Source organism: Enterococcus sp. DIV0358 (genome assembly GCF_051713465.1).
Classification (GTDB): domain Bacteria; phylum Bacillota; class Bacilli; order Lactobacillales; family Enterococcaceae; genus Enterococcus; species Enterococcus faecalis.
Map to the genome: position 1 here is coordinate 59,563 of NZ_JBIOPX010000001.1, position 14,584 is coordinate 74,146.

Below are 14,584 nucleotides of genomic sequence, written 5' to 3' on the forward strand. Positions count from 1 at the left end.
GAAGAGCAGCGTGATGGGGGAAGGCTCTTTTTGTTGTTTGTTACTTTGACAATTGTTTGTTGCAAATGGGTTGAAACACAAGGAGGAAATTTGTGAAAAAGTTGAGCTTTAAAAAAGTGAAGTGGGGCATGCATTTTTTAATGGCTGTTGCGTTGATAGCGCCAAGCGTTACTAGTACGGCATATGCAGTAGAAACAACGAGTCAACAAAGTTCAGAAGCAGTAACAAGTACCACCGATTCAAGTAGAAAACAAGAACCAGTCATTACACAGGAAACAACAGACATCAAACAAGAAGCACCAAATCAGGCTACGAGTGACAGTGTCAAGCAGTCACAAGAAACCACGGCACCAACAGAGACGACGAATTTAGAAACGTCAACCGCTGAAAAAGAAGAAACGAGCACGCCGCAAAAAATAACAATTTTAGGTACGTCAGATGTTCATGGTCAATTATGGAATTGGTCTTATGAAGATGATAAAGAATTACCAGTTGGTTTGTCCCAAGTAAGTACAGTCGTCAACCAAGTCCGGGCACAAAACCCAGCAGGCACCGTTTTAATTGATAATGGCGACAATATTCAAGGCACTATTTTAACAGATGACTTGTATAATAAAGCGCCTTTAGTGAATGAAAAGACCCATCCAATGATCACCGCCATGAATGTGATGAAGTATGATGCAATGGTTTTGGGAAATCATGAGTTTAATTTTGGTTTACCGTTAATCCAAAAAATTCAAAAAGAAGCCACTTTTCCAATCTTGTCTGCGAATACCTACAATAAGGATGGTAGTCGTTTTGTTGAAGGGACTACCACGAAGGAACTTGATTTTAATCAAGATGGGCAGCCAGATTTAAAAGTTGGGATTATCGGCTTAACAATTCCGCACATTCCTTTGTGGGATGGCCCTCGTGTTACTTCGCTTAATTTTTTACCTTTGAAAGAAGAAGCAGAAAAAGCGGTTACTGAGTTGAAAACTAACGATCAGGCTGACATTATTGTTGCTTCGATTCATGCGGGACAACAAAATAGTGATCCGGCTGCCAGTGCCGATCAAGTAATTGAAAATGTCGCGGGGATTGATGCGTATATTCTGGGTCATGACCACCTTTCTTTTACCAAGCAAGGAGCAGCGCCGAATGGAAAAACTGTACCGGTAGGGGGACCTAAAGATACAGGGACAGAAGTTGTTAAGATTGATCTTTCAGTTGCTAAAAATGCCGATAAGTGGGAAGTGCAAGAAGGTACAGCAACGATTGTACCAACAACGAATGTTCCAGCAGATGAAGCAGTTAAGGCAGCGACAAAAGAATACCATGAAAAAACGCGAGCGTTTATTCAGGAGGAGATCGGCACAGCAACAGCTGATTTTTTACCAAAACAAGAAATTAAAGGAATTCCCGAAGCGCAATTACAACCAACAGCGATGATTTCTTTAATTAATAACGTTCAAAAAGAAGTAACAGGTGCACAATTAAGTGCGGCAGCGCTGTTTAAATACGACAGTAAATTACCTGCGGGGAAGATTTCCTATGCCACGATTTTTGATATCTACAAATACCCGAATACCTTAGTGAGTGTTCCCATTAACGGTGAAAACTTACTGAAGTATTTAGAAAAACAAGGGGCGTACTATAACCAAACACAGCCAGATGATTTGACCATTAGTTTTAATCCAAACATTCGTGTATATAACTATGACATGATTTCTGGAGTGGACTACAAGATTGACATTTCAAAACCAGTGGGTGAACGAATTGTAGATGCGAAAATTGACGGCCAACCGTTGGATCCTGCCAAAGAATATACGCTTGCTATGAATAATTATCGTTACGGCGGTTTAGCTAGCCAAGGGATTCAAGTAGGGGAACCTATTAAAAATTCTGATCCAGAAACCTTACGAGGAATGATTGTTGATTATATTAAGAAAAAAGGAACGCTTAATCCAGAACAAGAAATCGAACGAAATTGGTCAATTATTGGGACAAATTTTGATGAAAAATGGCGTGCCAAAGCAATCGAATTAGTGAATGACGGCACTCTTCAAATTCCGACTTCTCCTGATGGACGTACACCAAACGCCGCCGCTATTACGAAACAAGATGTCCGTAATGCGGGCTTTGATTTAGATAATGCATATACCATTATGCACACAAATGACGTTCATGGACGACTAGAAGCAGGGAAAGGCGAATTAGGTATGGCGCGTCTAAAAACCTTTAAATACCAAGAAAACCCAACCTTGATGGTGGATGCAGGGGATGTTTTCCAAGGATTACCAATCTCCAATTTCTCCAAAGGCGCGGATATGGCCAAAGTAATGAATGAAGTTGGTTATGATGCCATGGCGGTGGGAAATCACGAGTTTGATTTTGGTTTAGAGATTGCACTAGGTTATAAAGATCAACTGAATTTTCCGATTTTATCTAGTAATACGTATTACAAAGATGGCAGTGGACGGGTTTTTGATCCGTATACAATCGTAGAAAAAGCCGGGAAAAAGTTTGCCATTGTAGGTGTGACGACCCCAGAAACAGCAACGAAAACACACCCGAAAAACGTGGAGAAGGTGACATTTAAAGACCCGATTCCAGAAGTAGAAGCAGTGATTAAGGAAATTAAAGAGAAGTACGCGGATATTCAAGCTTTCGTGGTTACTGGGCATTTAGGCGTAGATGAAACGACGCCGCATATCTGGCGTGGTGATACGCTAGCAGAAACCCTTAGTCAAACATATCCTGAGTTAGATATCACTGTGATTGATGGACATTCGCATACAGCCGTCGAAAGTGGCAAACGTTATGGCAAAGTGATCTATGCTCAAACAGGTAATTATTTAAATAATGTTGGGATCGTCACAGCACCAGAGAGTGAACCAACTAAGAAAACAGCAAAATTGATTTCAGCAGCAGAGTTGCTAGAATTGCCAGAAAACCCGGCAGTTAAAGCCATCGTTGATGAAGCACGTACGAATTTTAACGCTGAAAATGAAAAAGTAATTGTCGATTATATTCCATTCACATTGGATGGACAACGAGAAAATGTGCGCACACGAGAGACCAACTTAGGGAATTTGATTGGTGATGCGATTATGTCATATGGCCAAGACGCATTTAGTCAACCTGCTGATTTTGCAGTAACTAATGGTGGCGGCATTCGCGCTGATATTAAGCAAGGACCGATTAAAGTTGGGGATGTCATTGCTGTGTTACCTTTTGGCAATAGCATTGCGCAAATTCAAGTAACCGGCGCTCAAGTTAAAGAAATGTTTGAAATGTCTGTTCGTTCGATTCCACAAAAAGATGAGAATGGCACAATTTTACTAGATGATGCTGGCCAACCAAAACTTGGCGCAAATGGTGGTTTCCTACATGTTTCAAGCTCCATTCGTATCCACTATGATTCCACAAAACCAGGTACTCGCTTGGCTAGTGACGAAGGCAATGAAACAGGACAAACGATTGTCGGTAGTCGCGTATTAGGAATAGAAATTAAAAATCGGCAAACACAAAAGTTTGAACCATTGGATGAGAAGAAACAATACCGGATGGCTACCAATGATTTCTTAGCTGCTGGTGGTGATGGTTACGATATGCTAGGTGGTGAACGAGAAGAAGGGATTTCACTAGATGCTGTCTTAATTGAATACTTGAAAAGTGCCACCAGCTTGCGGTTGTATCGTGCAGCAACGACGATTGATTTAGCACAATATAAAGAACCATTCCCAGGCGAACGAATTGTTTCTATTTCGGAAGAAGCTTACAAAGAGTTAATCGGTGGAGGAGAGACGCCAAACCCAGATCCAAACCCAGATCCAAACCCAGATCCAAACCCAGATCCAAACCCAGATCCAAAACCAGATCCAAAACCAGATCCAAAACCAGAAACACCAGTAGCAACCAATAAACAAAACCAAGCGGGAGCAAGACAGAGCAATCCATCCGTAACAGAGAAGAAAAAGTATGGCGGCTTTTTACCTAAAACAGGTACAGAAACAGAAGCGCTTGCGTTATATGGTTTACTGTTCGTTGGACTTTCTTCTTCTGGCTGGTATATTTATAAACGACGTAACAAAGCTAGTTAGTCATTTTTTAAGAACCGTCCTTCGGGATTGGTTCTTTTTTTATTTTAATGCTTGCCATTTGTTTTTAATTTTAGTATTATAAGAATATTCTAAAAATTAAAAAATGAAGAGTTTTTTCTGTGAAGGGAGAAAGGCATGAAAAGTAAACGTATAAAAGGACTTATCGGGTTAAGTTTAACAACGCTGTTAGTTTTAGCTGCTTGTGGTGGTGATGGGGGAGCTGGCGCCGAAAAAGCAAAAGGCGGATCAGAGAAAACCGCCGCTAAACAAGAATTTAAAGTAGTAGTTCAACAAGAAATGCCTTCTGCAGATTTATCTTTAGGAACAGATACAATTAGTTTTACGGCACTGAATAATGCGTATGAAGGAATTTATCGTTTAGATGATAAAAGCAAGCCGCAACCAGCAGGGGCTAAAGAAAAAGTGCAAGTCAGTGATGATGGTCTGACGTACACAGTGAAACTAAGAGAAGAAGCAAAATGGTCCAATGGTGATCCTGTCACAGCTGCCGATTATGTTTTTAGTTGGCAACGTACAGCAGATCCTCAGACTGGCGCTGAGTATGCTTATTTTCTAGAAATGATTGAAAACGGCGCAGATATTGTAGCTGGTAAGAAACCAGTCTCTGAATTAGGCATTAAAGCAAACGGGGATTACGAGCTAGAAATTAAACTGGCAAAACCAACACCATATTTTGATTATTTACTGGCCTTTCCACTATTTTTCCCGCAACATCAAGCAACCGTAGAGAAATATGGCAAAGATTACGCTGCTTCCAGTGAAAAAGCAGTCTATAATGGTCCGTTTGTCTTAGCTAACTTTGAAGGGGCTGGTTCAGATACCAATTGGACTTTGGAAAAAAATGAAAACTATTGGGATAAAGACAATGTCAAATTAGATAAAATCAATTTTGATGTTGTCAAGGAGGCACCAACTGCCTTGAACTTATTCCAAGATGGTCAAGCAGACGATGTTATTTTAAGTGGCGAATTGGCCCAGCAAATGGCGAAGGATCCAGAATTGGTTATCGAAAAAGAAGCACGAACCAGCTATTTGGAATTTAATCAGCGAGATAAAAATTCACCGTATAATAATGTGAATTTACGCAAAGCAATTTCAGCAGCGATTGATCGCAACGCATTAGTAGATAAAATTTTAGGCGACGGCTCAGTAGTCGCTACCGGCTTAATTCCAGAAGGGATGTCGTATTCGCCGACAGATGACAAAGATTTTGCTGATGAAAATAAAAAAATTGTTGAATATAGCCCAGAAAAAGCAAAAGAATATTGGGCAAAAGCGAAGAAAGAATTGGGCATAACAACATTCAAAATGGATATTGTTGCCGATGATGTCGATTCTACGAAAAAGTTAGCGGAATATATTCAAGGTACGTTAAAGGATACTTTAGAGGGCATTGATGTAACAGTGAGCCCAGTGCCGTTTTCAGTTCGAATTGATCGAGGCAGTCGCGGCGATTTTGAGACAATCTTAGGTGGTTGGGCTGCGGATTACGCAGATCCAAGTAGTTTCTTAGAACTTTTTGTTACTGGTAATAACTATAATCGCGGGCGTTTTTCAAGTAAAGCCTACGATGAGTTGATCGAGGCTTCAGCCACAAGAGATGCTTCAGATCCTGAAAAACGTTGGGAAGACATGGTTAAGGCTGAGAAGTTATTGATTGGTGAAGAGACCGCTTTAGCACCACTTTATCAAAAGGCAACTGCCCATCTACGCAGTAAAGAAGTGAAAGGCGTCGTTGCCCATGGTGCTGGCGCACAATATGATTATAAGTGGACATATATAACAGAAGAGTAGTTAAAAAGAGACACAGAATAGTCAAATCGACTGTTCTGTGTCTCTTTTAATCAAAATATTTCTGCTGTTCTTCTTTTAATTTTTCTGGGGTTACATCTTCACCAGTAGGATCATAAATAGTGACGCCCATTAATGTTTTATTGAATTGTTCACGAATGGTCCGCAAATATTCTTGTCGCAAATCGACACGAAGAGCTTGTTCTTCAGATGTTAAACCTTGTTCACGCTCTTTTTGTGCAAGCGTATTAATTCTTTTTAAAACCTCTAACATTTCTCATTTCCTTTCTATAATAATTCTTTTGCTAGGCGTTCAAATGATTGAAAGCGCGTTTGTTTGTCATAACCTGGGGTGATTAGCATTGCTTCTGTCAACCCTAGTTCTTCTTGTTGATGGAAAAAATCTGCGACTTCTTGGCTACTGCCAATGACAAAGCGTTGTTTATTTTGTTCTAACACCTGCTTGTCCATTTCACTGTAAGGGAAAGCTAGGGCTTCTTCTGGCGATAAAAATTTATTTGGAAGCCCATGTTCGGTGGCAAAGATATAATGCTCAAAACTAGCCGCATGGTATTCTGCTTCTTCTTTCATGTCGGCGGCGAAAGTGAAATACGCAGCGCTCACTTGCGGCTCTTGTTGTTCAGTTACTGGTCGGAAATGCTTGTAATATGCTGACAATACTTCTTTGGGCAAATGTCCATGAATAAACTGCGCAAAGGAAAAATTAATGCCATATTCACCAGCTGAACGTGCGCTTTCTTTACTAGCACCTAGTAACCAAGGTTGTGGTAATAGAACTTCCCGCGGAACAGCTGAAATTTTAGAATATAAATGATCTTCAGGAAATTCCTCTCTTAAAAAGAGTAAAATTTCAGGTAATTTATCAAATTGGTCTAGCTGTGGTGGCTGACCATTATTTAACGCCAACGTAGTTAAAGGGCTGCCGCCAGGCGAGCGGCCCATGCCTAAATCGATTCGATCAGGATATAAAGCTGCTAACGTTTTAAACGTTTCTGCGACTTTAAATGGCGCATAATGCATGGTCATGATGCCACCCGCGCCAACACGAATTTTTTCGGTGGCGCTAGCAATATGTGCAACTAAAATTTCTGGCGTTGCACTGGCAAAGGCGTCTGAACCGTGATGTTCGGCATACCAAATTCTTGTGTAGCCAAGTTTTTCCGCTAATTGAGCGAGCTCTTTGGCTTCTTGTAATGTGTCGCTTGCTGATTGATTTTTAGGAACCGTTAATTGATCTAAGATACTTAATTTCATGTATGTAGTCTCCTTTTTGGTTATTTTTTTGAAGCTACCGCTATTATCACGCAAGCATGTCAAAAAAAACAGTACGCACTTTTTAATTCCCTAGTGAGCGAAAAGTAACAAATAGATGTAGCCAAGGTCGATGATAAAAAATTCTCCGCTATGGCTTTTTGATGCTTTGTGTTAAAATGGAACATATGTACGCAATCAGCAATTGGAAAGGTGACAACATGTACGAATATATTATTGGAAAAGTAACGTTTGTTAGCCCATACTATATTGTCGTTGAAACAAATGGCATTGGCTATCAGATTTCAGTCGATAACCCGTATCGCTATTCAGGAAAAATGGATACGGACATTAAACTATATCTTCACCAAGTCGTGCGGGAAGATGCACAACTTTTATTTGGTTTTGGCAGTTTAGAAGAAAAACAATTGTTCTTAAAATTAATCAGTGTCTCTGGAATAGGACCTAAAAGTGGCTTAGCTATCATGGCTTCTGTGGCTGATCATGGTGGTTTAATCAATGCAATTGAAGGGGAAGATGTTACATATTTAACGAAGTTCCCAGGTGTTGGCAAGAAAACAGCCCAACAAATGATTTTAGATTTAAAAGGAAAACTAGGCGAATTAGAGTCTTCCGAAGCAGCGGTGGCGGCCATGACCGCCACCGAAGTAGTGACAACAAGCAATCAAGCATTGGCAGAAGCGTTAGAAGCATTAAGTGCCCTAGGCTACAGTGACCGAGAGATTAAGCGTATTACTAAGCAATTGGAAGCGTTAGGTGAGACAACGACAGATGTTTATTTAAGCAATGCGTTAAAATTCATGATGAAACGCTAAGGAGGAATAACGATGACAGAAGAAGAACGGTTGCTTTCAGCTGCAAGTCAAGAAGCAGAAGCTTCAATTGAAAAATCGTTACGTCCACAATTTTTAGCACAATATATTGGTCAAGACAAAGTAAAACAAGAACTAACGATTTATATTGAAGCGGCGAAAAATCGGAATGAAGCGTTGGATCATACCCTTCTTTATGGTCCGCCAGGTTTAGGGAAAACGACAATGGCGATGGTCATCGCCAATGAAATGAATGTGAACATTCGTACCACAAGTGGACCAGCCATCGAACGGGCGGGAGATTTAGTCGCTATTTTGAACGAATTAGAGCCTGGTGATGTGTTATTTATCGATGAAATTCATCGTTTGCCGCGAGTTGTGGAAGAAATGCTGTATTCCGCAATGGAAGATTTTTACATTGATATCATGGTTGGTCAAGGAACCACGGCACATCCCGTTCATTTTCCATTACCGCCTTTTACTTTAGTGGGCGCTACCACACGGGCAGGGATGCTTTCAGCACCATTACGAGATCGTTTTGGGATTATTTCTCACATGGAGTATTATCAAGAGCAGGATTTAAAAGAAATCGTTCTCCGTTCCGCGGATATTTTTCAAACGGAGATTTTTGAGGATGGTGCCTTTGAAATTGCGCGCCGCTCAAGAGGAACCCCCCGAATTGCTAACCGTTTGTTAAAACGTGTCCGTGATTTTGCCCAAGTCCAATCAGATGGCAAAATCGACCGAGCGATTGCAGACAAAGCGTTAACCTTACTGCAAGTGGACCATCAAGGCTTGGACTATGTCGATCAAAAATTGTTGAAAACAATGATTGATTTATACGGCGGCGGTCCGGTTGGCTTAAGTACCTTGTCTGTAAACATCGGTGAAGAAACCGAAACGGTGGAAGATATGTATGAACCCTATCTTATTCAAAAAGGTTTCATTAAACGAACACCACGAGGACGAATTGCAACGCCATTTGCGTATGCACATTTTGGGTATGATTATTTAGAGGGTCATAAAAATTAAAAATAAGTCAAAAGAAAGCAAGCCTTAACCGCTTGCTTTCTTTTGTTTCACGTGAAACGTTTGTTCTTATTTGGGAGAGTGGCATATTTCAGCTGTTGTAGGTATACTGTGTTTGTAATCGCTTTTAAATTGGAGGGATCAATGTTGAATAAAGAAATCAAAGGGGCATTAATTGTTTCTTGCCAAGCGTTGGCAGACGAACCGTTGCATAGTTCTTTTATCATGTCCAAGATGGCTTTGGCCGCTAAACAAGGAGGGGCTAAAGGCATTCGAGCAAATTCTGTGGTAGACATTCGAGCAATCCGGAAAGAGGTAGATTTACCAATCATTGGGATTATTAAACGAGATTATCCTGACGCAGAAGTATATATTACCGCAACTATGCGTGAGGTAGATGAATTAATGGCTGTTCAGCCAGAAATTATCGCTCTCGATGCAACCCATTCGAAACGACCAAATGGCGAAACGTTAGCCACATTTTTCAAAAGAATAAAAGAAAAGTATCCTAACCAAGAATGGATGGCGGATTGTTCCACGCTGGAAGAGATGATTGAAGCGGCGGAGTTAGGCTTTGATTATATTGGCACAACGTTAGTCGGCTATACGCCGCAAAGTGAAAATCAGCGGATTGAACAAAATGATTTTGAACTGTTAAGAGAAGCAAAGAAGCATTTTACTACACCAATCATTGCAGAAGGAATGATTGATACGCCAGCAAAAGTCCAACGTGTTCTGGAGCTAGGTGCTTATAGCGTGGTGGTGGGATCTGTTATTACACGACCGCAAAAAATTACTGAAAAATTTGTAGAAGCTACGAAAATAAAACAGAATCAAGCATAAACTAAATACACTATCGATACACTCGTTATTTTTTGATCAATACACTTCGATACGGTCGCTTTTTTTCTAGAGAAAGCTGAATCTTTCAATAATGAAAAGGGATACACTCCATTTGGCATAGTCCTTGCTGATAATAAATCAGTGTATAAAGCGCTATCATTTTATAGGAGGGGTTTTATGAAGGGTTTATCAAAAAAGAAACGGGTGTCTACTTGGTTAGCGTTAGGAATCACCGTAGTCAGCTGTTTTGCGTTAAGCGGGGAAGTGCAAGCAAGTGTTGAAAGAACAAAAGTTGATGAATTTGCAAATGTTTTAGATGTGAGTGCATCACCAACCGAACGGACGAATGGCGTATACGATACCAATTATTTTAATAATTTTTCTGATTTAGGTGCATGGCATGGCTACTATTTACCTGAAAAAAGCAATAAAGAGCTACTGGGTGGTTTTGCGGGGCCATTGATTATTGCGGAAGAATATCCAGTAAACTTGGCGGCAAGTTTAAACAAATTAACGGTCAAAAATAAAAAAACGGGAGAAACCTATGATTTAAGCCAAAGCAACCGCATGGACCTGTCTTATTATCCTGGGCGCCTAGAGCAAACCTATGAATTAGACGATTTAACGATTCATTTAGCTTTAATTTTTGTCAGCAATCGAACGGCGCTTATCCAAACGACACTTGAAAACACTGGTGAAGAGCCCTTGTCACTTGAAGCAAGCTGGACAGGTGCGGTCTTTGACAAAATTCAAGAGGGAACGGAAACCTTAGATATTGGCACTCGTTTAACTGCTAAAGACAATGACATTCAAGTGAATTTTGGTGAAGTCAGAGAAATGTGGAATTATTTTGCTACGAAAGACACAAAATATACGATTCATCATGCGGATAAAGTTTCAACAAAAATTGATAATCGGAATTATACAGCAACCGCTGAACCAATTGAATTGAAGCCTAAACAAACGTATAACACCTATACCACAGAAAGCTATACTTTTACAAAAGAAGAAGAGGCAAAGGAACAACAACAAGCACCCGAATATACCAAAAATGCGGCGCGCTATTTCAAAGAGAACAAGCAAAGATGGCAAGGATATCTAGATAAAACGTTTGATCAAAAGAAAACAGCAGAATTTCCTGAATATCAAAATGCGCTAGTCAAATCGATTGAAACGATTAATACCAATTGGCGAAGTGCGGCAGGTGCCTTTAAGCATGACGGGATTGTTCCGTCCATGTCTTATAAATGGTTTATTGGTATGTGGGCTTGGGATTCGTGGAAAGCGGATGTAGCAACGGCTGATTTTAATCCTGAGTTAGCTAAAAATAATATGCGGGCCTTGTTTGATTATCAAATTCAAAAAGATGATACCGTACGTCCACAAGATGCAGGAGCGATCATTGATGCTGTCTTTTACAATCAAGACAGTGCGCGTGGTGGTGAAGGTGGCAACTGGAATGAACGAAATTCTAAACCACCATTGGCTGCATGGGCAGTTTGGCATATTTATCAAGAAACCAAAGATAAGGAATTTTTAAAAGAAATGTACCCCAAACTTGTAGCTTATCACAATTGGTGGTATACCAACCGAGACCACAATAAAAACGGGATAGCAGAATATGGAAGCATGGTCAGTGATGCCCACTGGCAAAAAGACGACAAGGATCAAATCATTAAAGATAAAAATGGCCAACCTAAAGTGGACGATGATGCTGTTATTGAAGCAGCCGCGTGGGAAAGTGGTATGGATAACGCTACACGGTTTGACAAAGAAGGTGTGGGCAAAGGCGATGACGGAGTTAAAGTTTTTGAAAATAAAAATAAAGGAAAAGTAGTGGGGTATTCGATTAATCAAGAATCAGTGGATTTGAATGCGTATCTCTACGCTGAAAAGGGCTATTTAGCTTCGATAGCAGAAGAACTAGGCAAAAAAGAGGACTATAAGAACTATCAAAAAGAAGCGAAGAAACTAAAAAAATATATTCAAGAAAATATGTTTGATGAAAAAACGGGCTTCTTCTATGACTTACAAATAAATGAAGACGGCTCGAAAACAAAATTGTTAGTCAATCGTGGCAAAGGAACAGAAGGCTGGTTGCCGCTCTGGGCAAAAGTAGCGACCAAAGAACAGGCGGCGGCAGTTAAGAAAAACATGATGAATCAAGAAATGTTTAATACCTTTATGCCATTCCCAACGGCATCCAAAGACAATGAAAAATTTGCTGCAACGAAATATTGGCGGGGACCAGTTTGGCTTGATCAAGCCTTGTTTGGTGTAGAAGCTCTTCAGAACTATGACTATACAAAAGAAGCAAAAGAAATGACACAAAAACTCTTCTTGCATGCCGAAGGATTGATGGGAGAAGGCCCTATTCATGAAAATTATGATCCACTGACAGGGAAGGGCTTAAGTACGAAAAACTTTAGTTGGTCAGCAGCAGCGTACTATTTACTGTATAAAAACACCTTATTAAGTAATAACCCTACAACGCAAACCGCTTTTGAGATAAAATAGAAAAACAGCTCTTGAGGAAATATCACTCAAGAGCTGTTTTTTTCTTCACTTGCTACAATCTGTTTCCTTCTGAATTTAATTGAATGTAATTTATTTGTTTTAATAAATATATTTCATTTAATTAAAGAAAATATCTAAAAATAAAAATATATGTACTTTTATTAAAAATGTTATTTAATAAAAATGAAATAGATATTCGATGGAATTGATTGTACAATGATTAGTGAAGAGTGGGTTTAACGGAACCGAGTAATAAGAAATAAACTAATATTGAAACCAAACATTGCGACACCTCCTGCTCTAAGTTATATTGAATTTCATTATAAGACAGATATCTTAGTTTCTTCAAGAACGAATTAGAAAAGTTTTTTTAAATTTGTTGACGTCTAACAATTATAATGTGCAAAAAAATAATTTAAACAAATATATTATTTGATTATTTGGTAATATTAAAGTTCGTAAAAATAATTTTTTATAAAATATTATATTTTAGTTAATAAAAAAATAATACTTAATATTAACTTATTAATAGAAAGGAGCATATTATGGATGTGTTAGAGGCATTAAAGTATTTTAGAAAAAAGAAAAAAATTGCTCAGAAAGATGTTTTACCAAAAAAAGGGAAACAAACCTATCGAAGAATCGAAATTGGTGAAGCCAAGCTAAGTTACGAGGATTTAATGACAGCATTACAGTCACTAGGGATTACCTTTAATGAATTTTTTCATATGGTCTCTGAAACAAGAAGTACGGCTTCATCTAAAATTATGCATCAAATTGAATGTTGTCAAATGGGAGTGAACAATACAAGTGAAAAAAAGAACCTGATTCATTACTTTTATCAATTAGAGCGCAATCCCCACAAAAACGCAGTAGAGATGTCTATTTATACAGATATTAAGCTAACTTTCAGTAATGATTGGGAGGAAATTCCAGAATTTGATGAAACTGATCGAATGGCAATTCTCGCACTTATCTCTAGCAAAAGCTACTATACATATTACGATTATCAAATGGTGACTAATACAGGGGCGTTATTTTCTGAAAACGAAGTCCTTCAGATTCTTGAGCAGATGTTTCCTGTCAAAGATGCTGAATTACGTGATACCCAAACACTAAATGTTGCCTATGGTTTTTACCTAAATATCATTACTGGGGAACTTTATAAGAAAAATTATGCGAAAGCTCGGGAGTATTTAGCGCTAATGAGTGTTACCACGATTCCTGCCGAAATCTACTATATTCATTTTAACTTACGTTATTTAAAAAATCTTACGTATTATCTGTACACTGGCAAAATGAGATATTATAAAGAAGTAATCACCGTTATTGATATGATTGAAAGTTTTGGGGATGCACGTTTGGCGGAAGGCATGAAAAAAGAAATGCTTCAGCTGACGGCTGGTCGGACATTTAATTTAGATTATGGACAATTTCCTGTGAATATTGTCACTGAAAAATAAAAAGCACCCCCCGCAAGGTCAAACTTGCGGGGGTGCTGATGTTAAACAATAATGTTATCTCTAATCATATCTAAATCTTTAATCAAAATTTTGCGGTTACGTAGTTCAATTGCCCCTAACTCTTTTAGTTGCTGCATCATCCGGTTAACGCTACTAGCAGAAGTTATCCCACAAAAATGCGCAATTTCTTCATTGGTCACCACGAAATCAATTAAAATACCTTCCTCTGTTTCTACGCCAAATGAATCGTACATTTCATAGATTTGTGTACAAACGGCCCCAAATTTGCCATTCATCAACATTTGCTGCATCTTTTTCATGGAATGCATTAAACGGTCCCGATAGTATTCTTTGACATACATTTGCAAGTCTTTACTATTATTGATATCCCGCCAAAATTGAACACGGTCGATTTGGTAAAGTTCTGCTTGTGGAGATTCGATGCGAATATTAAAAGGTGCATCAATAAACTCTGAATATTCATCACGTAGCAATGAAACAATTTCCAAATTGTTGATATAACGTAAATTAAATTCACGACCGTCTTTGGAAATAACGCTAGTTTTGATGATGCCACTTTTTAAAATATAGGCATAACGATCTTGCAGTCCTTCATAAGTTAAATAATTTTTCTTCTTTTTTACAACGACTCGAAAGGAATGTTCATCTAAGTAGTCTTGTAAAACATTTCTCATTGGCGGTAACTCCTCAATTATCTCTAAATATTTTT

General features: G+C 38.9%; 10 protein-coding genes. 7 read left to right on the top strand and 3 right to left on the bottom strand.

Annotated features, from left to right (window positions below; translation table 11 throughout):
* Nucleotides 1-92 precede the first annotated feature (92 nt).
* The gene (locus IGK70_RS00265) at nt 93-4,085 is read left to right on the top strand and encodes a 5'-nucleotidase C-terminal domain-containing protein (protein WP_438775144.1); all 3,993 of its coding nucleotides are present in this window, start codon (nt 93-95) and stop codon (nt 4,083-4,085) included.
* A gap of 135 nt (nt 4,086-4,220) precedes the next feature.
* Nucleotides 4,221-5,900 carry a peptide ABC transporter substrate-binding protein gene (locus tag IGK70_RS00270; RefSeq protein WP_104855940.1) on the top strand — a complete coding sequence of 560 codons (1,680 nt, stop codon included), beginning with the start codon at nt 4,221-4,223 and terminating at the stop codon, nt 5,898-5,900.
* A gap of 46 nt (nt 5,901-5,946) precedes the next feature.
* Here IGK70_RS00270 and IGK70_RS00275 read toward each other — a convergent pair whose 3' ends face one another.
* Nucleotides 5,947-6,171, bottom strand: coding sequence for a DUF896 domain-containing protein (locus IGK70_RS00275; protein ID WP_002356070.1), 225 nt, complete (start codon nt 6,169-6,171; stop codon nt 5,947-5,949).
* 14 nt (nt 6,172-6,185) lie between these two features.
* Nucleotides 6,186-7,172, bottom strand: a complete 987-nt coding sequence (locus IGK70_RS00280; protein ID WP_220421767.1) for an LLM class flavin-dependent oxidoreductase — start codon at nt 7,170-7,172, stop codon at nt 6,186-6,188.
* 218 nt (nt 7,173-7,390) lie between these two features.
* Between IGK70_RS00280 and ruvA the strand changes: the two genes are divergently transcribed.
* The 5 genes from ruvA (at nt 7,391) to IGK70_RS00305 (ending at nt 13,854) form a co-directional block, all read left to right on the top strand.
* Entirely contained in the window at nt 7,391-8,005 is a 615-nt protein-coding gene (gene ruvA, locus IGK70_RS00285; protein WP_002361491.1) for a Holliday junction branch migration protein RuvA, read from the top strand.
* Nucleotides 8,006-8,017: 12 nt separating this feature from the next.
* Nucleotides 8,018-9,034: a Holliday junction branch migration DNA helicase RuvB gene (ruvB, locus tag IGK70_RS00290; protein WP_104855938.1), complete on the top strand. Its 1,017-nt coding sequence runs from the start codon at nt 8,018-8,020 to the stop codon at nt 9,032-9,034.
* Between the two features lie 141 nt (nt 9,035-9,175).
* Nucleotides 9,176-9,874: an N-acetylmannosamine-6-phosphate 2-epimerase gene (locus tag IGK70_RS00295; RefSeq protein WP_002370615.1), complete on the top strand. Its 699-nt coding sequence runs from the start codon at nt 9,176-9,178 to the stop codon at nt 9,872-9,874.
* Between the two features lie 177 nt (nt 9,875-10,051).
* A complete protein-coding gene (gene ygjK, locus IGK70_RS00300) occupies nt 10,052-12,391 on the top strand; it encodes an alpha-glucosidase (RefSeq protein WP_104855937.1) in 2,340 nt (779 codons plus the stop codon).
* Nucleotides 12,392-12,936: 545 nt separating this feature from the next.
* Nucleotides 12,937-13,854, top strand: a complete 918-nt coding sequence (locus tag IGK70_RS00305) for a helix-turn-helix domain-containing protein (RefSeq protein WP_104855936.1) — start codon at nt 12,937-12,939, stop codon at nt 13,852-13,854.
* Between the two features lie 41 nt (nt 13,855-13,895).
* On the opposite strand, the gene IGK70_RS00310 is transcribed toward IGK70_RS00305, so the two are convergent.
* Nucleotides 13,896-14,549, bottom strand: coding sequence for a Crp/Fnr family transcriptional regulator (locus tag IGK70_RS00310; RefSeq protein ID WP_002356081.1), 654 nt, complete (start codon nt 14,547-14,549; stop codon nt 13,896-13,898).
* Between the last annotated feature and the right edge of the window lie 35 nt (nt 14,550-14,584).